We start from the raw sequence: 21,801 nt of genomic DNA, 5'->3' as shown, positions 1-21,801 counted from the left end.
GCCCTTCACGAACTTCTCCCTTTGGTGCGCCGCTTCGCGGTGATCGGTATGTGCTTGAAGCCTGAAACAAAGTTCGACCGCAGTCGTTCCGTCGGTCCGGCGGCCTGAAAATCATCGAATCGTTCGAACAACTCGTTGAACAGGATGCGAAGGGTCAAGCGCGCGAGTGAGTGACCGACGCAGTAGTGCGGCCCCACCCCGAAGGCGAGGTGCTTGTTGGGCTTGCGCCTCAGATTGAAGACCTCGGCGTCGGGGAACGCCTTCTCGTCACGGTTGGCCGCACCGAGCCACACCACCACCGCATCTCCGGCGGCGATCGGCGTATCGTGCATGACTACGTCCTGGGTGGCATAGCGCAGGAAGTGATTGACCGGCGACGCCCAGCGCAGGGCCTCCTCGGTGGCGGTCGCGTCGACCTCGGGGTGCGCGGCCCAGTCGGCAAGAAGGTCCGTACCGATGAACTCGGCCATGACGAAGTTGGGTGAATGCGGGGTGGTGACGTTCGCACCGAGCAACAAGCTGTAACAGTTGGAGATGATCTCCCCCGGGGACATGTGGCGCCCCTCGAAGGTGGTCCCGATCAATACGCTGAGCAAATCGTCGGTGGGGTTGCCGCGCCGGAACTCCACGAGGTCTTGGAAATAGGCGAACAGCTCGCGGTGCGCGGTCTCCAGAGTGGCGGCCTTGCCGTCCGGGCCTTGGTACTCCGGATCGTCGGCGGCAATGCACACCGTGGTCAGCCGGCTCAGCCACGACCAGTCCCGCCGCGGGATGCCCATCAGTGTGCCGCTGACGGCCATCGGAAGGGCCAGAGTGGCTTGAGCGAAGTCGAAGACTCCTCCGTCGCCGAGTGGTTCGATCAGTTCGACCACCAGATCGGTGATCATGTCGCGCTGCCGGTCGACAGCGCGCGCGGTGAGCGCCTTCTGGAGCCGGACCCGCATCTCGGTGTGCCGGGGTGGGTCGGTCACGGCGAGCTGCCGTCCACCCGCGGGGTCGTCCTGGCCGAGCAGGTCCACCAGAGTGCCACGTTCGGAGGTGAAGACGGCCCAGTCACGCAGGACGCGATCGGCGTCGTCGTAGGAGACGACCGACCAGAATCCGTTGTCGTTGTCCACCTGCTGCCAGTGCAGGGTGTCCGAGGCACGCAGGCGACGCCAGATCGCCGGAGCATCCCCGTCGCTGTACAGCATCGGATCGACGAGGTCGAGTCCGCCGTTGTGGACCGGGCAGCCCGGTATTCGCGCCGAGTGGGTGGAGCTAGACGTCGTCACGAGTGATCTCCCGGCTGAGGTCGGCGATCTGAGCGGCCAACTCGCCGATGGTCGGTTGCAGGTACAGGGTCCGGGCGGCCAGCTTGACCTGGAACTCCCGCTGCATCTGGCTGAGCAGCTCCGCGGCGAGCAGTGAGTGCCCGCCGAGTTCGAAGAAGTCGTCCTCGACCCCGATCGGCTCCACGTTCAGCGCCTCACCCCACAACTCCGTCAGGCGTTGTTCGAGGCTGTCGCGGGCCGGGACGTACTCGTTCCACACCGAACGCGCGAGGGCGCTACTGGCCGGCAGCGCCCGGCGGTTCACCTTGCCGCTGACCGTCAGCGGAAGCGCGTCGCGGACCAGGATCGCGGCCGGCAGCGAGTACGCGGGCAAGGTCGTGGCCAGGTGGGTCCGCAGGTGGGCCGCGAGTTCGGCGTGGTCGTGCGCCGCCCCGCCCCGTGGCTCGACGTACGCGATGAGCCGAGCATTCCCCGAGGGGTCGCGCTGCGACACGACGGCGGCCAGCCGCACGTCCGGATGAGCCAGCAGCTCGGTCTCGACGGCGCCGGGCTCCACACGGTATCCGCGGATCTTGACCTGGCCATCGCCCCGACCGTGAAAGAGCAGCGTGCCGTCCTCGGTCCAACTGGCCAGGTCACCGGTCCGGTACATGCGCCGGCCCGGCTGGTCGGCGAACGGGTCCGGGAGGAAGCGCTCGGCGGTGGCCGCGGGGTCGCCCACGTAGCCGAGCGCGACACCCTCGCCACCGGCCCACAGCTCGCCGCGCACACCGACCGGAACCAATCGCATCCGGGAGTCCATGACGGCGACCGAGGTCCCGGCGATCGGCCGGCCGATCGGCACCGGATCTCCACCGGTCGGGCCGTCGGCGACCCAGCACGTCGTGAAGGTGGTGTTCTCGGTGGGACCGTAACCGTTGGTGAACGTCAGGCCGGGCTGGGCGGCCAGCAGATGGTTCAGGTGAGCCGGCGAGATCACGTCGCCGCCGGCGATCAGCCGCCGGACGCCGGCCAGCGCCTGCGGCCGGGCGGCGACCAACTGGTGGAAGAGCCCAGCGGTCAGCCACAGCACGCTGACCCGCTCGGCGGCCAGGGTGTCGGCGAGGATGTCGGTGTCCATCGGCCCGGGCGGCAGGACCGCCAACCGCGCGCCGTGGACAAGGGGGGCCCACAACTCGAGGGTGGAGGCGTCGAAGGCCGGCGGTGCCGCCTGAAGGAAGACGTCGCCGGGCACGGGGTCGAGCCAATCGGGGTCGGCGACCAGGCGGCTGACGGCGCGGTGCGGCACCAGAACACCCCGGGGCTGACCCGTGGTGCCCGAAGTGAAGGAGATGTAGGCCGGGGACTCGTGATGGAGGTCAGGAAGCGTCGGGGCTGCGGTCGTACCCGCCGCGCTGTCGAACGGGATGGCCCGCACACCGTCGGGCAGGGCGACGGCCAGGTCCGGACCGGTCACGGCGACGCGCACATCGGCGGTGGCCAGGAGTCGGTGCACCCGCTCGGTCGGATCGTTGAGATCCACGGCCAGGTACGCGCCACCGGCACGCAGCACGCCGAGCAGGGCGATCACGGCTTCCGGGGAGCGGGGCATGAGGACGGCGACGACCGAGCCGGTGCGAACCCCCGCCGTGTGGAGTTCCGCGGCCAGGGCGCCGGAACGGTCCATCAGCTCGCGATAGGTGACGTGGTCGTCCCCCCGACTGAGGGCGACGGCGTCGGGAGTCGACGCGGCTCGCTCGGCGATCAGCACGGGTACCGGGCGCAGCTCCTTGGCCGGTGGGCCGGCCATGAAGCCGCGCACCTTCACCTCGTCGGCTTCGGTCAGCAGATCGATCCGGCTCAGGCGGAGGTCCGGCTGCGCCGCCGCTCGCCGCGCCTGCGTGGCGATGGGCGTGTCGTCCGCCGGCCGTACGGTCAGTGCCGCTCCGGCTTCCTCGGCGTCCGCGTCGGGGGCCAGGACCTCGACGTCCACCGATCGTGCGTCACCGTAGAAGTCCGCCTCGGGCGACGTCGCGTCCCACTCCGCCGCTACCCGCTCGGCCAGAGCGACGATCGTCGGATCGCCTGAGGCATCCACCTCCAGCGGTCCACGTACTCCGTCCGCGTCCCGATACAGGACGCTTATCCGCTCGCTGCCCGTCCGCCGGTGAATTGCCGCGACCACTGTCGCGATCGTCGTAGCCGCGCTGGTCATTGGGACCTCCCGATCGCCCGCACTGTCGAGCGGTTGAAGCCGAACATGAAGTGGGAACGCCGCCGTGTGGTCAGGGTTTGCTCCTGGTCTGAGATGGTCGGCTGGTCCGCGTAGACCGCGGCGTTCCGCCCGAACAGTGTGATGGCGCTGGATCTGCTCACGGATAACTCTTATTTGTACTGAGCGCTGGATTCTTGAAGATGATGCGGACAGCGGGGGGTGCTGCAAGTCTTCGGATATCCCAAGAGGATCCGCACGCCACCGGCCACCAGTGTGTCCGTATATTCGCGGAACCCGCTTCTACTGCGGTTCGTCGCTCATGGCCCTGACCAGTCCGGTCGGCCTCATGTCCGTCCAGTGCGCGGAAACGTATTCAAGGCAGTTCTTGCGGGTTTCCTGGCCGTACGCCACTTTCCAGCCGGCCGGTACCGCGTTGAAGGCGGGCCACAGTGAATGCTGGTTCTCGTCGTTCACCAGAACCAGGAACGCGCCTTCTTCGTCGTCGAACGGATTTGCCACGGATTCTCCTGATGAATCGATCAATCAGTCGTCAGCGTAACAGCGACGATAAGCAGCCGTCATCGTTGCGGCGGCTGAATGGTCTGCCTCGCACGGGGTGTCTCGCAGGCGGTGTCTCGCCGGCGAGACACCGCCGTCGGTGCGATGGGATATTGCTATTCCTGATCTCCGTCCGAACGAAGTCAGGCGGCGATGGCTGCGCCCGGAGCTCGAACCGAGCTCAGCTCGTGGCAGTCACGACCCGGCCTCGCCGGTCATGTCGCCGAGCGCCACCACGATCTTCCGCGGCCCGGTGAAGGGACTGCGTGAGTGCGCGACCAGCATGTTGTCGATGACGAGGACGTCACCCTCCTGCCAGGAGAAGGCGACCGATTCCCGGTCCATCAGGTCGCGGACCTCGTCCACCAGGGCGTCGTCGATGACGGTGCCGTCGCCCCAGAAGACGTTGCGCGGCATCCCTTGATCGCCGCAGATGTCCCGCAGCGAGGAGCGCGTCTCCGGGTCCAGCGACGAAGGGTGGTGCAGTGCCAGCTGGTTGAAGAACACGGTCTCGCCGGTCGTCGGGTGGCGCAGTACCGCCTCGGCCTGACGCGAGGTCCGCAGTCCTCCGTCCGGCGTCCATTCGAAGCTCGTCCCCTCCGCGGCGCACTTGCGCTCGACCTCGGCGGGATCGTCGGTTCCGAAGAAGCGCGACCAACTGACATCGACGCCTTCGATGAAGTTGCGGACATAGCGGAGCTTCTTGGTGGCGAAGAGTTCGGCCAGCTCCGGACGCATCCGGGCGAGGACCGTCCGACAGTCGACGATCGGCGTCTGGCCACCGGACTGCGGTGCCACGATGCAGGAGAAGAACTGCCGCATCGGCCACTGCGGCAGATGCGAACTCTCGTTGTGGAAGAGGATCGAGAGGTCTTCCGGATACGGCGTCGACTTGTATACGCGGGCCGATTCGCCCTCGCGCGGGAGGTCCCCGTATTCAGGGAAGAGGGTGCCGCAGATGGCCGAGGCGGCCTGTTCGAACTTCTCCACCGAACCGGCGTGGAACCCGCGGAGCAGGACCGCGCCGTGCCGCAGCAGGCGTGCTTCGAGTTCTTCCCGGTTCGCGCGCAGCCAGCCGGGCAGGTCGACGCCGGGACCGGCCGGCGTGATGAGGGCGGGGGTCGTCGGTGACTCCGGCAGGAAGCCGATGTTCACCGAATCCCCGCTGGGTATCCGCACCTGCCGCCGAGTCGCGCCCAGCAGGGAGCGCGGCCCCGGTGTCCTGGAAGCGGCTTCGTTCATGTCCTGGTCCTCATTTCCGTGTCGTGCGTCGATCTCCCGGTCATGCGTCGATCTTTTGTCGGATCAGCTCGGCGAGCTCCTCCACCGCGGGCTGTCGCATGATGCCGTGGTGGGTGGTCGCCACCGAGGCGAAGCCGAGCTCGGGCCCGACCACCGATCCCCAGCCCCACGTACGGTCCGGAGCCTGCGGCTCGTCGGCCGGCTCGGCGCGCACCAACAGCACCGGGAAGTCGGCTCGGCCGAGTTCGGCCTGCTCCTGCACGAAGTAGCGGTCCAGGGCCTTCATGTTGGTCATGTAGACGTCCAGCAGCGTCCGCAGCTCCGCCTCACCGGAGTCGGGAGGCAGCCGGCCGACGTCCTGCAGGGCCTTGAGCAGTCCCTGATGACCGAGATGCTCGATCGGCCCCTCCGGCAGGTCCAGCTGGTAGTGGAAGGCGAAGCGGCGCATGAGATGGTCGGCGGGCTGCCGCGCCAGGCCGTTCTCCACGTCACCGGGGACGCCGCAGTTGACGATGATCAGCTGCGCCACCTCGCGCCCGGAACGGCGCAGCGCCTGGGCCGTGGCGTAGGCCATGATGCCGCCGAAGCACCAGCCGACGATCACGGGAGCGGCATCGCCGACGGCCGCGATGTTCGCCGCGTACTCCTCGGCCATGGCGGCGAAATCGTCCTGCGGCGGCCTGCCGTGCAGACCCCAGGCCTCGATGCCGTAGACCGACCGGTCCGCCGGTATCAGCCGGGCCAGCTCCCAGTAGCTGAGGGTGTTGCCGCCGCCGGGGTGGACGCAGAAGACCGGGGCCTGCTGGTGCGGTCCGCGGGCGGCGCGCAGCGGGACCAGGTTGGAGTCCTGGACGTCGCTCCCACGCACCAGCTCCGCCATAGCGGCGACGGTCGGGGCGCTGAACACCGCGGACATCGGCAGGCGCAGGCCGAAGGCGTTGTTGATCTGGGCCATGAGCTTGATCGCACGCAGCGACTGTCCGCCGAACTCGAAGAAGTCGGCGTCGGGGGAGGAGATGTCCTGGTCGAGGACCGAGGACCAGATCGCCAGCAGACGCTGTTCCACCGAGTCGCGCGGCCGGCCGGCCCGGGCCTTCGGCGGCGCGATCGGTGCGAGGGCGCGGCGGTCGAGCTTGCCGTTGCCGGTCAGCGGGAACCGCTCCAGCACCTGCCACCCGGTCGGCACGAGGGCGGCCGGGAGGTGCAGAGCCACGGCTGCCCGCACGTCCTCGACGGAGATGTCCACTCCGACGGCGGTGAGGTAGGCGTCCAGGTGCGTGACGAGTCCGTCGGCGTCCGCGCGCGCCACGACCGCGGCGGCGCCGACGCCGGACAGACCCGCCAGCAGCGTCTCGATCTCCCCGAGCTGTACGCGGTATCCGCGCAGCTTCACCTGGTCGTCGATCCGGCCGAGGATCTCGATGCCGTGACCGGGCACCAGGCGGCCGAGGTCACCGGTCCGGTGGGCGTCGGCGGTGTCCGCCGTACCGAAGCCCGACCCGCCCTCGCGCAACCGCGCGAGGTAGCCGAGGCCCACGCCGGGCCCGCTGATCAGCACCTCACCGGGGCACCAGGGCGGCAGGGCGGCACCCGCCGCGTCGACCACCGTCAGGACGTTCGCCCCGAGGCCGGAGCCCACCGGGATCGAGGAACAGCGTTCGTCGATCGAGGCGGCCGGCGGGAGGCATGCGGCACCCACCGTCGACTCGGTCGGGCCGTAGTGGTTGTACAGACGCAAGGACGGCGCGATCTCACGCAGCCGCTCGTACAACGGACGCGGCAGCGGTTCGCCGCCGAGCACGAGCACCTCGCTCGGCAGCAGCGCGAGCGGATCGGCGGCCTCGGCCAGCAGCGCCGAGAGGTGCGAGGGAACCAGTTTCATCGCGGCCGCGGGGTGCCCCCGGAACCACTCGGTGAGAGCCGCGGGGCTCGTGGCGGTCTCGGTGGGGACGAGCTGGACGCAGCCGCCGCCGGCCAGGGTCGGGAAGACCGCCGTGTAGGCCAGGTCGGCGGCGAGGGTGGAGACCGCCGCGAACTCGGCGCCCTCGGACAGGGCGAGCGTCCCGCCGATCGCCGAGGCGTAGTGCGACAGCTGCTCGTGCCCGATGACGACGCCCTTGGGAAGCCCCGAGGTGCCCGACGTGAAGATCACATAGGCGGGGCCCGTGGCCGCCGCGCCGGAAGTCACCGCGCGCGCCGGGTCGACGACCGCGTCGGTGGTGCACACCAGGGGGACGGAGGCCTGGTGATCGGCCTTCGGATCGGGGGTGAGCAGCAGCGCGGGGTCGGCCTCCCGCAGGATCGTCTCGATCCGCTGCCGCGGCCACGTGGGGTCGAGGGGGACGAACGCCGCGCCGGCGAGCCAGACGCCGAGCATCGCGACGACCGTTTCCGCCGAGGCGGGAACGAACAGCGCCACCCGCTGACCGGCCCGCACGCCGTGCCCGCGCAGCAGGTGCGCCACCGCGTCCGCGCCCTGCGCCGCGTCCCGGTAGGACACGACGGTCTCGCCGCAGCGCAGCGCGGGCCGCTCCGGCGTGCGCTCCGCCTGCGCGAGGAAGCGGTCGAGCACCGAGGCGTACGAGGCACGGGGCCCGGCCTCGGCGTTCGGGGCGTCCGGCGCGGTGAGGCGCAGGCCGCCGACGGCGCGCTCCGTGCCGCCGTCCAGCAGATCGGTCAGCTGGTGTCCGAACGCCTCCGCGACGAGGTCCAGGTCGGGCTGGGCGACGAGGCCCGCGCCGCCGGCGAAGGTCAGGCGCAGGCTCCGCGGCCCGCGCACGCAGTCGAGGTGCAGCGCACCAGGAGCTTCGTGGACGGACGCACGGGCCGAGAGTTCCTCGGCCCACCGGTCCGGGCGGTGCCGGTACGAGAGCGGGCGGACGTCCGCTGCATGGTGGGCGGAGGCCGCGGTCCCCGGGTCGATCCGGTTCTCGTTCGCCGCTACGGAGTGGAGCGCGTCCTGCGCGGCCTGGAGCGCGTCGGCGAGCGGGGTGTCCGCGCCGATCTCCAGCCGCACGGGTACCGGACGCTCCAACAGGCCGAGCACGTTCTCCAGGCCTTCCGTGGACCGGCCGTCGGCCACCACCAGCACCTGGTCGTCGGTGTCGTGGCAGTACCGGCCGGACAGCGAGCGCCAGAGAGCCAGCAGCACCGCCGCCTCGCTCACACCGCACCGTGCGGTGAGTTCGTCCAGCCGTGCCAGAGCCGGCCCCTCGACGACGGCCGAGGCGCTCACCGGCTCGGCGGCCGGGTCCCGGAGGGCTTCGGGAGTGAGGAAGGGCAGCGCCGAGGACGGCTTCGACGCCTGTCGCGCCGCCTCGTCGGCCACCGGCGGCCGCGCCGACTCGTCCAGCACTTCGGCGAGCCAGGCGGCGACATCGGCGTACTGCAGCACCGTCTCCCCGGCCTCGGCGACCGCGTCCTTCAGCAGCAGGCCGACGAGCAGGGTCCAGGAAGCGTCGTCGACACTCAGCCGCGGCAGGGTGAGAACCAGCCGCGTGCCGTTCGGACCGAGTTCGTGCTCGACGGTCAGCGCGCCGGCCCGGAGCACGGTGCGATCCGTTCCCGACCGCTCGATCGCGACCGGGCCCACCGGATCCACGACCTGGACGAGAGTGGGCAGACCCGCGAACTCGGTGTACCGCGTACGCAGGCTCTCGTGTGTGGCGACCGCCGTCGCGATCCGGGCCTCCAGATCCGGCACCGGTATCCGGGTGGTGGTCCGGACGGTGCGCACCGCCGTACTCCGGGCCTCGCCCGACCGGGCGAGCTGTTGCGGGGAGAGCTGATAGCCCTCCTCCTGCCAGGTCTCGACGCTCGTCATGATGCCTGCTCCTGAACGGTCGGGCCGGGTTCCGGCGCGGGGGCCGAGTCGGAATCGGTGGAGGACGCCCCGAGGCGGCGTACCGCCCGCACGGGTGAGAACAGCAGGGCGAGTGAGGCCAGGAACGTCCCGCTCGCGGCCAGCACCACAGCCGTCCGCAGCCCGGTTCCGGAGGCGAGCGCACCGCCGAGCAGCGAGCCGAGCGAGAACGCACCCAAGGCGCAGGTACGGGCCGTGGCGTTCACCCGCCCGAGCAGCTCGTCCGGGGTGGACACCTGCCGGAAGCTGACCACCGTCACGTTGAAGACGGGAATGCTGAACTGGACGACGAAGGAGGAGGCCGCGACGGCGGCGACCGCCGCCGGCGAGTGGCCGTGTACGGCCGCGAGGAGGAGATATCCCAGCCCGGGCAGCGCCATCGTCAGGATCAGTGTCGGGCCGACGCCGAACCGTTCGGTCAGTCGGCCGACCAGGAGGACGCCGACCAGGGCGCCGATGCTGCCGACCGCGAGGACCAGGCCGATCTGCTTCGAGCCCATGCCGAGCACCCGGAGCATGTAGAGGAAGAACACCGACGTCAGGGCACCGGAGAACAGGTTGATGATCAGCGCGGCCGTGGTGAACCAGCGCAGCAGCGGGTGCCGCACGATCGCGGCGAATCCCTCACGGATCGAGGCCCACACCGAGAGCTTCTCCGCCCCGGGCTGAGGCTTCGGCGCCTCGTCGGCCGGCAGCCCCGCCACCGTGAGGAAGGACAGGACGTAGGTCGCCGCGTCCACAGCGATCGCCACCGGTGCGCTGAGCGCGCTGACCAGCAGGCCCGCCGCGCCCGGTCCGACGACCTGCGCCGTCGAGCCCGACAGTTCCAGCTTCGCGTTCGCCTCGCCGAGCCGGTCCCGGCCGATCAGACCGGGTGTGTAGGACTGGGTGGCGAGGTCGAAGAACATCCTCATCACGCCGACGACGAAGACCACGACGAAGAGCTGGGCGATGTTCAACACATCGAGCCAGTACGCGACGGGGACCCAGGCGAGGACCACGGCACGCACGACATCGGCGACGATCATCACGGACCGGCGGGCGCGGCGGTCCAGCATCACGCCGGCGAAGAGGCCGAAGAGCAGGAACGGCAGCGTCTCGAGGGCGACGAGCACGCCCGCTTCCATCGGCGTCGCGTGGAGCAGCAGAACCGCGGTCAGCGGCATCGCGACGTAGGTGATCGGGGAACCGAGCATCGAGGCGGACTGACCCGTCCACAGCAGCACGAAGTTCCGCTGGCGGAACAGTGAAGTCGGCTTCTTGCCGGCGCTCGCGACATCCTTGCTCATGAACGCCACCCCGCCTCAGGGGTCTTGGCCCCCGGTCGGGGGCGCAGGGTCTCGGCGCGTTGGTCCATCACAGTCTTCCTATCGGGTCGAATTCGCCGCACGGGTGATCGGGGACGTGCCGGGCGGTGTGCGGGCGTGCCTGGACTTCCCCCGGGCACTCAGTCTGCGGATCCGCCGAGCGGCTGATCCGGCGAAGGACCGGGACGAGCCACCACCCGCCGCCTGCCGGGGCCGAGCGCCGGTCGGGTCGCCGACCGATCGGGGTTCGCGTTCCGCCCGGCCGGTTCGGGGACTTCCACCCTGCCGATGGGTCGGTCGGGGTCGGAGGTCAGCTCCGCGACCAACAGGCTGAGCCGCTCGGCCCAGTTCTCGACCGTGTGGTGGTCGAACAGGTCGGTGGCGTACGCGATGATCCCCATGATGCCGGTCGGCCGCCCGTCCGGCTCGTACGACCCCCGCAGCAGGAAGTTCAGGTCGAACTTGGGGGATTCGTGTTCCGGGATCTCGAACTCGCCGACGTCGATCCCGGGGAGGTCGAACGCAGCCTCGGGGTTGGTGTCGAAGGACAGCATGACCTGGAAGAGGGGGTGGCGTGCCGCGGTCCGGGGCGGGGCGACGATCTCCACCAGGCGTTCGAGGGGAAGGTCCTGGTTCTCGAAGGCGGCGAGGTCCGTCTCCCGTACACGGGCGAGGAGTTCGGTGAAGGTGGGGTCACCCGAGACGTCGGTGCGCAGGACAAGGGTGTTGAGGAAACAGCCGACCAGGTCGTGGAGGACTTCCTCGGTGCGTCCGGCGACGGGCGTGCCGAGCGGGATGTCGGTGTCACCGGTGAGCCGGGACAGCAGGACGGCGAGGGAGGCTTGGACGACCATGAACGGTGTCACACCCGTCCGCCTGGCCAACTGCGTCACCCGACTGTGGACTTCGGCGTCGATGGTGACGGGGACCCGGCCGCCGTGCCGGGCGGGGGTGGCGGGGCGCGGCCGGTCGAAGGGCAGGTCGAGTTCCACCGGCAGTGCGGCCAGGGCGTCGCGCCAGAAGGCGGACTGGCGGGCCGCCGTGCCGGCGGGGTCGTTCTCGGAGCCGAGCAGATCGCGCTGCCACAGGGCGTAATCGGCGTACTGGACCGGGAGTTCGGTCCAGGCCGGGGCGGCGCCGGAGAGCCGTGCGGTGTAGGCGGCGGCGAGGTCGTCGCCCAGGGGCCCGACCGACCAGCCGTCGCAGGCGATGTGGTGCACCAGTAGGACCAGGACGTGCTCGTCCGGGCCGATGCCGAAGACCTGCACCCGTAGCGGGATTTCGCCGGCGAGGTCGAAGACGTGTCCGGTCGCTTGGATCACCAGGTCGGTGACCTGTTCGTCGTCGGTGTCCGTCCAGGTCAGAGGCAGGGTGACCGCGTCGGCGGGCAGGATCTGCTGGACGGGTTCGCCGTCGATGACGGGGAAGACGGTCCGCAGGCTCTCGTGCCGGCCCACGACGTCGGCCAGTGCCGCGGCCAGCGCCCGCCGGTCGAGCGGTCCGGACAGGCGCTGCACCAACGGCATGTTGTACGCCGTGCTCGGCCCCGCCAACTGACCGATGATCCACAACCGCTGCTGCGCGAACGACAACGGCAGCGACTCCGGACGGCCCCCGGGTACCAGCGCCGGACGGGAGGGTCCCGCCTCGATCAGCGCACCGGCGAGGGCGGCGACCGTGGGGGCCTCGAACAGGGTACGGATGCCGATTTCGACCCCGAGCAGGGCGCGGATGCGGGCGACCAGCCGCGTCGCGAGGAGGGAGTGACCGCCGAGTTCGAAGAAGTGGTCGTCGACGCCGACAGTGGGCAGACCCAGCACCTCGGCGAACACCGAACACAGCATCTCCTCCCGCACCGTCGTCGGAGCGCGGTGGGTCGAGGCGACCGAGTAGTCCGGGACGGGCAGGGCCTTGCGATCCAGCTTGCCGTTGGCGGTCAGCGGCAGCCGGTCCAGGACCACGACCGCGGCCGGCACCATGTAACCCGGAAGCGGCCCCGCGGCGTGCCGGCGCAACAGGCCCGGCAACTGCGCGATCTGTTCCGGGGACCGGCCCGGAGCGGGTACCACATAACCGACCAGGCGCTTGTCGCCGGGGATGTCCTCGCGGACCACCGCCACGGCCCGTGCGATACCGGGATACCGGGCCAGCACCGCCTCGATCTCCCCGATCTCGATCCGGAAGCCCCGGATCTTCACCTGGTCGTCGGCCCGGCCGGCGAACTCGAGGGTTCCGTCCGCCCGCCACCGCGCCAGGTCCCCGGTCCGGTACATCCGCTCGCCGGGCGCACCGAACGGGCACGCCACGAACCGCTCCGCGGTCAGTGCGGGACGGTTCAGGTAGCCACGCGCCAGACCCGCACCCGCCACGTACAACTCACCCGTCACACCGGGGGCCACCGGTTCCAGGCCGTCGTCGAGCACGAACACCCGCATGTTGAAGGTGGGTCCGCCGAGTATCGGCCGCGGTGTGGACCGCGGCTCGGCGAAGACCTGGTAGACCGTGCACTCCGTGGGCCCGTAGAAGCTGAAGCTGCGGGTGCCCTCACCCAGCGATCCGAGCCACTCCCAGAGCGAGTCGGGTACGGCCTCACCGCCGACGACGAGCAGTGCCGGAGTACGGCGGCCGTTGTCGAACAGGCCTGCCGACACGGCGGCGGCCATGTGCGTGGGGGTCAGCTCCAGGAAGTCGACGTCGTGCGCGTCCAGCCAGGTCGCGAGGAGGCCGAGGTCGGAGAGCACCTCCGTGCTCACGACGTGCAGCTCGTGCCCCTCCAGCAGGCACGACAGCTGGTCCCACACCGCGTCGAAGGATATGGAGGTGGTCAGCGCGACCCGCAGCGGGCGATCGGCAGAGACTTCGGCGGCGCGGGCGAAGACCGACTCACGGTGCACGGTGATGAAGTTGGTGATGCTCTGGTGCGGTACCGTCACGCCCTTGGGCGTTCCGGTGGAGCCGGAGGTGTAGATGACGTAGGCGGGGTGAGCCGGGGTCAGCGGCCCGGTGCGCTCGCTGTCGGTGGGATCGTGACGCCAGGCCGGGCGTGCGGTCAGCTCCTCCTGGGTGGCGGCATCGTCCAGGACCAGCAAGGGTGCGTCGGCCGGCAGCCATGCCGCGGTGGCCTGGAGCGTCACCACGTACGACGGCTTCGCGTCCTCGATCATGAACCGGACCCGTTCCTTGGGGTACTCGGTGTCGATCGGGAGGTACGCCGCGCCCGCCTTGAGCACGCCGAGCATCGCCACGACGAGGTCGATCGACCGCGGCAGTGCCATGCCGACGATGTCCTCGGGGCCGACCCCGTGCTCGATCAGGTGGTGCGCCAGCCGGTTGGCGCGGGTGTTGAGCTCACCGTAGGTCAAGGTGGTGCCGTCGAAGACGACCGCGGTGGCCTCGGGGGTGCGGGCGGCCTGGTCCTGGAAGAGCGTCGTCAGGGTCGTGGGCGGGACGGAGCGGGAGGTGTCGTTCCAGGTGTGCAGCACCTTCTCCCGCTCCGCGGCCGAGAGCACCGGGACCTGGTCGACCCGCTGGTCCGGGCCGGTGGCCAGGGTGTCGAGGACACGGGTGAAGCGTTCGGCGAGCTGCTCGACGCTCGCCTGGTCGAACAGGTCGACGGCGTAGGAGATCCCGCCGGTCATACCGGCGGGCCGACCGAGCTCGTCGAAGTGTTCGCGCAGATCGAAGGAGAGGTCGAACTTCGCCAGGGTGTCCCCGTCGGGCAGGAAGCTCGCGCGCAGACCCGGCAGTCGGAGCTCGGGAGCGGCGTTGTTCTGGAGCGCGAGCATGACCTGGACCAGTGGATGGCGGGCCAAGGAGCGCACCGGGGCCAGTTCCTCGACCAGGCGCTCGAACGGTACGTCCTGGTGCGCCAGCGCGTCGAGCGTCTGCTCCCGCACCCGGCCGAGCAGTTCGCCGAAGGACGGACCACCGGACACGTCCGTGCGCAGGACCAGGGTGTTGACGAAAAATCCGACGAGGTCGTCGAGCGCGGTGTCGGTGCGCCCGGCCGTCGGGGTTCCGATCACGATGTCCTGGCCGGCGCCGAGCCGGGAGAGCAGCACGGCCAACGTGGCCTGGAGCACCATGAAGACCGTCGCGCCTTCGTCCCGGGCCAGTTCGGTGATCCGGGCGTGCAGCGGTGCGGGGATCTCCAGCGGCGCGCTCCCGCCCCGATGCGTGGCCACCGCGGGGCGGGCACGGTCGACCGGTACCGCCAGTTCCTCCGGTATGTCGGCCAGCGCGTGGCGCCAGTGGGCCAGTTGCCTGCTCAGCAGGCTTTCGGGGTCCTCTGCCTCGCCCAGCAGTTCACGCTGCCAGAGCGTGTAGTCCGCGTACTGGACCGGAAGCGGAGCCCATCCGGGTTCCCGGTCGGCCAGGCGCGCCGTGTACGCCACCGAGAAGTCCTGGAGCAGCGGGACCAGCGACCAGCCGTCACCGGCGATGTGGTGCATGAGCAGCACCAGTACGTGTTCGTCCGGACCGTCTGCGAACAGCCGAGCCCGGAAAGGCACTTCAGCAGAGAGATCGAAGCAGTGGCGCTCCGCCTCGCTGATCGACGCGGTCAGGCCCGACGGCCCTGCCGGCGCCGCCGGTACCACGGTGAGCACCTCGCCGAGCTCCTCGACCGGCACCACCCGCTGGTACGGGCGTCCCTCGACCGACGGGAAGACGGTGCGCAGCACCTCGTGGCGCCCGAGGACGTCCCGCAACGCCGCGTCCAGCGCACCGGTGTCGATCACACCGGAAAGCCTGATGGCCGCCGGGATGTTGTAGGTGGCGCTCGGTCCCTCCAACTCGTGCAGGAACCACAACCGCTGCTGCGCGGACGACAACGGCAGCGGCTCCGGACGATCCACGGTCACCAGCGCCGGACGCGAGGGGCCCGCCCCGGCCAGCGCCTTGGCCAGGGCGGCGATGCTGGGGGACGCGAACAACGTACGGATGCCGAGTTCGACCCCGAGCAGGGTGCGGATGAGGGCGACCAGCCGCGTCGCGAGGAGGGAGTGGCCGCCGAGAAGGAAGAAGTTGTCGTCGATGCCGACGGTGGACAGCTCCAGGTTCAGCACCTTGGCGAACGCGGCGCACAGGATCTCTTCCTGCACGGTCGTCGGAGCACGACGGGCGGCCACGACGGCAGGGTCCGGTGCGGGCAGGGCCTCGCGGTCCAGTTTCCCGTGATCCGTCAGCGGCAGCCGCTCCAGGACCACGAACGCGGCCGGCACCAGGCGCGTGGGCAACAGCCCGGCAGCGTGCTCGCGCAGGGTCGCGGGCAGCCGTACGGTGGCTTCCGGGCCGAGATCGGGGTCGGGAACCACGTAGCCGACCAGACGCTTGTCGCCCGGCATGTCCTCACGGGCGACGATCGTGGCCTCGGCGATGCCGGGGTACCCCGCCAGTACCGCCTCGACCTCGCCGAGTTCGCCGCCGTGACCGCCGGGCCGCGCCTGGCGGTCCGTCACATCGATGGGCCGGTCGGGGTCGGAGGACAGTTCGCCGAGCAGGTGGTCGAGCTGCTCGGCCACCATCTGGACCGTGTGGTGGTCGAACAGGTCGGTGGCGTACTCGAGAAACCCCTTGATGCCGATCGGCTGTCCCTGCGGACCGAACCGCTCCTCGAATTCGAAATTGAGATCGAATTTGACCGCTTCGGGTGCCGGGACGTCGAATCCGCCGGTCTCGAGTCCGAACAGGCCGAAGTTGGCCTCGGTGTTGGTGTTGAAGGACAGCATGACCTGGAAGAGGGGGTGGCGTGCCGCGGTTCGTGGTGGAGCGATGATCTCGACCAGGTGCTCGAAGGGGAGGTCCTGGTTCTCGAAGGCGGCGAGGTCCGCTTCCCTCACCCGGGTCAGGAGTTCGGCGAAGGTGGGCTCGCCGGAGACGTCGGTGCGCAGCACGAGGGTGTTGAGGAAGAAGCCGACCAGGTCGTGCAGGGCTTCCTCGGGACGTCCGGCGACGGGTGTGCCGAGCGGGATGTCGGTGCCGCCGCCGAGTCGCGACAGCAGGACGGCCAGGGCGGCCTGGACGACCATGAACGGCGTCACGCCGGTCCGTCGGGCCAACTCCATGACACGGGTGTGGACTTCCGCGTCGATGGTGATGGGTATCTGTCCTCCGTGCTGGGCGGCCGTCGCGGAGCGTGGCCGGTCGAAGGGCAGGTCCAGTTCGACGGGGAGCGCGGCCAGTGCGTCGCGCCAGAAGGCGGACTGCCGGGCGAAGGTGCTGGTGGGGTCGGACTCGGAGCCGAGCAGTTCGCGCTGCCACAGGGTGTAGTCGGCGTACTGGACGGGGAGTTCGGTCCAGGCCGGCGCCGTGCCGGCGGTCCGTGCCGCGTAGGCGGTGGCGAGGTCCTTGCCGAGGGGGCCGAGCGACCAGCCGTCGCAGGCGATGTGATGGACGAGCATCATCAGGACGTGTTCGTCGGGTCCGGTGCGGAAGACGTGGGCACGCAGGGGGATCTCGGTGGCGAGGTCGAAGAGGTGTCCGGCGGCCTGGACGGCGAGGTCGGTCACCTGTTCCTCGTCGGTGTCCGTCCAGGTCAGCGGCAGGGTGACCTCGTCGGTGGGCACGATGTGCTGGACGGGTTCGCCGTCGATGACGGGGAAGACGGTCCGCAGGCTCTCGTGCCGGCCCACCACGTCACCCAGCGCCGCGCTCAGCGCCCGTCGGTCCAGCGCCCCGGACAGGCGCAGCGTCAACGGCATGTTGTACGCCGCGCTCGGCCCCGCCAACTGACCGATGATCCACAACCGCTGCTGCGCGAACGACAACGGAATCATGCAGGCTACCTCGCTGTTTCCGACCGCTACCAGTCTTGATCCGCATCCGATGGGCTCAGGCGCCGAAATCACCGGCCAGGCGGCGGGCCGCAGCGGGATCGGGAGCCGTTATTTCGGCGGAGTTAATAGGCAAAGATAAAGCGGAGTTGTATCGACTTCGCGAGGCTAGCAGGTAGCACTCGCCAGGGTTGATGGCTCCCGGGCACCACTCGAAGGAGCCCGGGAGGGCTGTCTCGCCGGCGAGACAGGGCAAGCGGCATCAGCTGTCCGAACGGTGGAATTCCAGGCCGTCGAACTCCCCGCTGCTCCGCCATTCCTGAAGGTGTCGGAAGAATCCCAGGCCATCGGGGAACTTGTGCGCGTCCCAAAGGGAATGCGGACCGAGTTCCGTTCCCTCGTTGTTGGAGTAGCCGGGGGTGCATTCCGTGCCCAGGAACGTGCGCCAATCCGGATCGATTCCCACGTTGTTCATCCAGGAGTCCTCGGCCTGCTGGGTGAGTTCGACGACGTCGACCCCCGTGGTGACCGCGTGCGCGATGACGGCGGCGACGGTCTTGGCCGCCTCGGACAGGTTGTGCGAGAGGTTGGAGAACCGCGTCCCGCCCGTGATCGACTGAACGAGGAACGCGTTCGGGAACCCGTGCACATGGAGACCGTGCATCGTGCGCATGCCGTCGGTCCAGTGCTCCGACAGTCGCCGGCCGTCCCTGCCGACGGGGTCGAATCCGGCGCGCCGGGTGGGCGCGGTGCCGACCTCGAACCCCGACGCGTAGACGATGCAGTCCACCTCGTACTCGGTGCCGTCCACCACGAGACCTCGCGGCGTGATCCGCTCGACCCCCTTGCCGTCCGTGTCGAGGAGACGGACCGTCGGCTCGTTGAAGGCGCCCAGGTACTCGTCGTGGAAGGTCAGGCGCTTGCACGCCAGGTGGTACCAGGGCTTGAGGAGGTCCGCGGTCCGTGCGTCGTCGACCGTCTCTTCCACCCGGGCGTGGATCTGCCCCATCTTCTTCAGGTCCGCGTAGTACCAGGGCTCGCGAAGCTCCTCGGACGTGTCCGACTCCGCCGGCACGTCCTGTTCGGCATTGCCCCACATCTTGGCCATGGCGGTCCAGCTGTCGTTGATCAGATCCTCGGCCGGCGGCTCGGCCGACGTCATGGTGGCCGCGTAGTTGTCCAGCCAGCGCTGCTGCCACCCAGGCGTGGATATCCCCGCGAACCACTCCGGGTCGATCGGTCGGTTGTTGCGGACCTCGATGACGGAGGGCGTGCGTTGGACCACGAGCAGTTCCTGGCATGCGGTGGCCAGGTGGGGGATGCACTGCACCGCGCTGGCGCCGGTGCCGATGATCGCCACCCGCTTGTCCCGCAGGTTGCCCAGCGGTCCGCCGGCCGGGTCGCCGGTGTAGGCGTAGTCCCATCGGCTCGCGTGGAAGCTGTGGCCCTCGTAGGTCTCGATACCCGGGATACCGGGGAGTTTCGGCACGGACAGGTGACCGAGCCCCATGATCACGAACTGGGCGGTGAACTCGTCACCGCGGTCGGTCCGCACCGTCCACAGCTGGGCGGACTCGTCCCAGTCCAAGCCGGTGGCTTTGGTGTGGAAGAGCGCGTTCTCGTACAACCCGTAGTGCTTGCCGATGCGTTGGCAGTGCTCCAGGATCTCCGGACCGTGCACGTACCACTCGGTGGGCACGTAGCCGGTCTCCTCCAGCAACGGCAGATAGATCATGGACGCGATGTCGCACTGGACGCCGGGATACCTGTTCCAGTACCAGGTGCCGCCGAAGTCGCCGCCGGTGTCGACGATCCTGACATCGTGGACACCCGACTCCTTCAGGTGGGCGCTCGCCATCAGGCCGGCGAACCCGCCGCCGATGACCGCGGCCGTGACGTGGTCGCGGTACGGCTCGCGCTCGATGCGATCGGTGAAGGGATCCCGGTCCATGTGCGCGAATTCGCCACTGAGGTTCGCGTATTGGGCGATGCCGTCCGGTCGCAGTCGCTTGGCCCGCTCGGCGGCGACCTTCGCGACATGCTCCGACAGCTTTTTGTTGGACATGAGACTCTCTCCTCCGCATGCGCTTCTCCGGCGGCCCGGCCAGCGCCTGGAATGTGTCGTGGTGGTCCGTACTCGACGAGGCCCGTGGGTCTGTCTCGCCGGCGAGACAGGCGCATGGCCGTCCCGGGATCGGTTCGAGGTGTGTGGCGGGCCGTGTGTCGGCGCGCCGGGCGGCGGGCGCTCCGGTAGGAGGAGGGTTCTCACCGCAAGTCGACTGAACCGGAGCTCCGTTGCTCGTCGAGTCTGCCATCCCCGAGGCCGGGTTGCCCGTGGTCGGCGGCCGGGTGCGGGCGCCGGCCGCCGACCACGGCACGCGGGTGCGCCCGCTCGCGGCGATCGACCTCTCCCGTCAGCCCGCGAGACGGGCGATGGCGTCGGCGCTCTCCAGGTCCTGCTTCACCGCGGTGAGGAAGCGGACCGCGTCGCGGCCGTTGAGATAGCGGTGGTCGTAGGTGACCGCGACCGTGGTCACCGGCCGGGTGAACGGCGTTCCGTCCTCGGTCAGGGCGACTTCGCTCCGCTCGGCGCACAAGGTCACGACGCAGGTGCGGCCGGGATGGACGATCGGCGCGGCCAGGATGATGTCCGGGTCGTTGTGCAGCGAGAGGGTGATGGTCTCGTCGGCGAAGTCGTCCCCGCGGAAGTTCTGTCGCAGGGCGCTGACCCGGAAGTCCATGAGGTCGTCGGTCAGGTCGCCGATCGGACGGTGGGCGGCGTCCTTGAGGACCGGTATGAACAGGCCGGTCCCGACATCGATGGTGACGCCGATGTTGGCCTCCGACGCGAGGACGAGGGTGTGGTCCGCACCGGGTGTGGCGAAGAACAGCGGGAAGTCGGCGTGGCGGGCGGCCATGGCCTTGACCAGCAGCTCGACCAGGCCGTAAGGGGCGCTGCCGCGGGTGGCGCGGAACGCTGTGAGGTCGACCGCGATCGCGGCGAAGGCCGCCGGGATCGTGCGGTGCGCCTCGCTGACGACCGCTGCCACCGCGCGCTGGCGGGTGCTGAGGCTGACGACGGCGGCGTCCGCCGACGCCCCGGACGCCTCGGCCCCCGCGCCCTGGTCCATGACGGCCTGGTCGATGAGCCGCTGGACGTCGGAGGCCTTCACCACCCGCTTGCCGAGCGAGCGCAGTTGCTCGGTCCGGATGCCGTGATCCTGGGCGAGGGTGCGCGCGGCGTCGCTGAGGACCGGGTCGGGGCCGCCGTCGTGGTCCTCGTCCGCGCTGTCGACCTGGGGGGCGGTGCTCACGTCGGCGGTCGCGCGGTTCGCCAGGTAGTCGTCCCGTTCCTGGTGGCTGTCGAACAGCAGCGCCACCGGCCGCCCGAACTCGCACTGCGCGCCGACCTCGACGAGCCGGTGGAGGATGCCGTCCGTCTCCGCGACGAGTTCCTCCAGGGCCTTGGCGGTCTCGACGTCGGCGACGACCTCGTCCGCGAACACCTCGGCGCCGTCGTCGATCGCCCAGCCGACCAGGACACAGCCCTCGTCGTTGTTGTTGAACTTCGGCAGCAGCAGTTCACGCATGGAACGCCTCCCAGATGGCGCGGTGGATGTCGGAAGCTTGGGGGAGCACGGTCTGTTCCAGGTGCGCGGCGGTCGGGATCACCTCGGCCTCGGCGCTGCACAGCACGACCGGGTTCCGCAGTCGGCCCCAGAGCCGCTCGTAGACGCGCGCGGCGACCTCCGTGCCCCAGGTGCCGCCGGCGGCGGAGTCCTCGACCAGGCACACGACCTCGGCGCCCGCCAGGGTGGGCAGCAGCGGCTCCACGTCGAACGGGTACAACCGGGTCGGAACGATCACCTCGCAGGTGATCTCGTGCTCGGCGAACAGCGTCCCGGCCGCCGCCAGCGCCCGCCGGGACACACCGCCGGGCGCGATGATCACGCAGTCGGCCGCGTCGTCGCCGTCCGACGCCCGCAGCCGCGCCGGGCCGCCGGCTCCGAAGGGGAAATCGGCGACGAACGGCCCGTCCGTCCCCGGTTCGTGCATCGGCTGCGTGTAGAGCACCTTGTCCTCGAACAGGACGGCCGGCTCGCCGTCGGCGAGCAGGCCGGCCAGCAGCGCCGTGTTGTCGTGGAACGGCGAGATCTCGTGCACCGACAGGTGGGGCACGCCGATGAAGTGCTTCTGCAGGCTCTGGCTGTGGGTCGGCCCGTATCCGCGCCGTCCGCCGGTGGGACAGCGCACGACCACCGGGACCTCGACGCGCCGGCCGTACATCGCGACCGACTTGGCGGCGAAGTTGACGATCTGGTCGAAGGCCAAGGTGGCGAAGTCGCCGAACATGATCTCGACGATGGCGCGCCCGCCGGACAGCGCCAGCCCGTTGGCCACGCCCACCAGCGACTGCTCGCTGATCGGTGTGCTCAGGACCCGGTCGGGGTAGCCCGAGGACAACCCCTTGGTGATCTTGAAGGCGCCGCCGTACGGATCGGCGACGTCCTCTCCCAGCAGGAACAGGTCGGGGTCGGCGGCGAAGGCCGTATGCAGCGCCCGGTTCAGGTTCTCAGCGACACGTTCCACG

The 21,801-nt window shown here is 70.0% G+C and carries 10 protein-coding genes; all 10 read right to left on the bottom strand.

Annotation, left to right across the window (positions count from 1 at the left end; all coding sequences use genetic code 11):
* Nucleotides 1–5 precede the first annotated feature (5 nt).
* The 10 genes from ACGFYY_RS33840 to ACGFYY_RS33795 all read right to left on the bottom strand — a co-directional run bounded on the left by ACGFYY_RS33840 (nt 6) and on the right by ACGFYY_RS33795 (nt 21,800).
* Entirely contained in the window at nt 6–1,193 is a 1,188-nt protein-coding gene (locus ACGFYY_RS33840; protein WP_393715314.1) for a cytochrome P450, read from the bottom strand.
* A 67-nt stretch (nt 1,194–1,260) separates the two neighbouring features.
* Nucleotides 1,261–3,468 carry an amino acid adenylation domain-containing protein gene (locus ACGFYY_RS33835; RefSeq protein ID WP_393715312.1) on the bottom strand — a complete coding sequence of 736 codons (2,208 nt, stop codon included), beginning with the start codon at nt 3,466–3,468 and terminating at the stop codon, nt 1,261–1,263.
* Between the two features lie 300 nt (nt 3,469–3,768).
* Nucleotides 3,769–3,987, bottom strand: coding sequence for an MbtH family protein (locus tag ACGFYY_RS33830; protein WP_393715310.1), 219 nt, complete (start codon nt 3,985–3,987; stop codon nt 3,769–3,771).
* 234 nt (nt 3,988–4,221) lie between these two features.
* Nucleotides 4,222–5,268: a TauD/TfdA family dioxygenase gene (locus ACGFYY_RS33825; RefSeq protein ID WP_393715308.1), complete on the bottom strand. Its 1,047-nt coding sequence runs from the start codon at nt 5,266–5,268 to the stop codon at nt 4,222–4,224.
* A 40-nt stretch (nt 5,269–5,308) separates the two neighbouring features.
* Complete coding sequence (locus tag ACGFYY_RS33820) at nt 5,309–9,091, bottom strand: amino acid adenylation domain-containing protein (protein ID WP_393715306.1); 3,783 nt, start codon at nt 9,089–9,091, stop codon at nt 5,309–5,311.
* Nucleotides 9,088–10,419: an MFS transporter gene (locus ACGFYY_RS33815; RefSeq protein ID WP_393715304.1), complete on the bottom strand. Its 1,332-nt coding sequence runs from the start codon at nt 10,417–10,419 to the stop codon at nt 9,088–9,090. Before ACGFYY_RS33815 ends, ACGFYY_RS33820 begins: the two co-directional genes overlap by 4 nt.
* A 158-nt stretch (nt 10,420–10,577) precedes the next feature.
* Nucleotides 10,578–17,213: an amino acid adenylation domain-containing protein gene (locus ACGFYY_RS33810; protein ID WP_393715302.1), complete on the bottom strand. Its 6,636-nt coding sequence runs from the start codon at nt 17,211–17,213 to the stop codon at nt 10,578–10,580.
* 259 nt (nt 17,214–17,472) lie between these two features.
* A complete protein-coding gene (locus tag ACGFYY_RS33805; RefSeq protein WP_393715300.1) occupies nt 17,473–19,275 on the bottom strand; it encodes a flavin-containing monooxygenase in 1,803 nt (600 codons plus the stop codon).
* Between the two features lie 349 nt (nt 19,276–19,624).
* On the bottom strand, nt 19,625–20,800 hold the full coding sequence (locus ACGFYY_RS33800) for a 2-oxo acid dehydrogenase subunit E2 (protein ID WP_393715298.1): 1,176 nt from the start codon (nt 20,798–20,800) through the stop codon (nt 19,625–19,627).
* Entirely contained in the window at nt 20,793–21,800 is a 1,008-nt protein-coding gene (locus ACGFYY_RS33795; protein WP_365264343.1) for a transketolase C-terminal domain-containing protein, read from the bottom strand. The genes ACGFYY_RS33800 and ACGFYY_RS33795 overlap by 8 nt, the downstream gene beginning before the upstream one ends.
* Nucleotide 21,801 lies beyond the last annotated feature (1 nt).

This window comes from Streptomyces sp. NPDC048331, assembly GCF_043201215.1.
Taxonomy (GTDB): Bacteria; Actinomycetota; Actinomycetes; order Streptomycetales; family Streptomycetaceae; genus Streptomyces.
The sequence above is the reverse complement of the archived record's forward strand: the minus strand, read 5'-3'. Positions and strand labels throughout refer to the sequence as shown.

What these genes read in the sequence shown, in the direction of transcription:
- ACGFYY_RS33810 (WP_393715302.1), bottom strand. Translation starts at nt 17,213, where the DNA reads ATGATTCCGTTGTCGTTCGCGCAGCAGCGGTTGTGGATCATCGGTCAG.
- ACGFYY_RS33825 (WP_393715308.1), bottom strand. Translation starts at nt 5,268, where the DNA reads ATGAACGAAGCCGCTTCCAGGACACCGGGGCCGCGCTCCCTGCTGGGC.
- ACGFYY_RS33820 (WP_393715306.1), bottom strand. Translation starts at nt 9,091, where the DNA reads ATGACGAGCGTCGAGACCTGGCAGGAGGAGGGCTATCAGCTCTCCCCG.
- ACGFYY_RS33805 (WP_393715300.1), bottom strand. Translation starts at nt 19,275, where the DNA reads ATGTCCAACAAAAAGCTGTCGGAGCATGTCGCGAAGGTCGCCGCCGAG.
- ACGFYY_RS33840 (WP_393715314.1), bottom strand. Translation starts at nt 1,193, where the DNA reads ATGCTGTACAGCGACGGGGATGCTCCGGCGATCTGGCGTCGCCTGCGT.
- ACGFYY_RS33800 (WP_393715298.1), bottom strand. Translation starts at nt 20,800, where the DNA reads ATGCGTGAACTGCTGCTGCCGAAGTTCAACAACAACGACGAGGGCTGT.
- ACGFYY_RS33835 (WP_393715312.1), bottom strand. Translation starts at nt 3,468, where the DNA reads ATGACCAGCGCGGCTACGACGATCGCGACAGTGGTCGCGGCAATTCAC.
- ACGFYY_RS33815 (WP_393715304.1), bottom strand. Translation starts at nt 10,419, where the DNA reads ATGAGCAAGGATGTCGCGAGCGCCGGCAAGAAGCCGACTTCACTGTTC.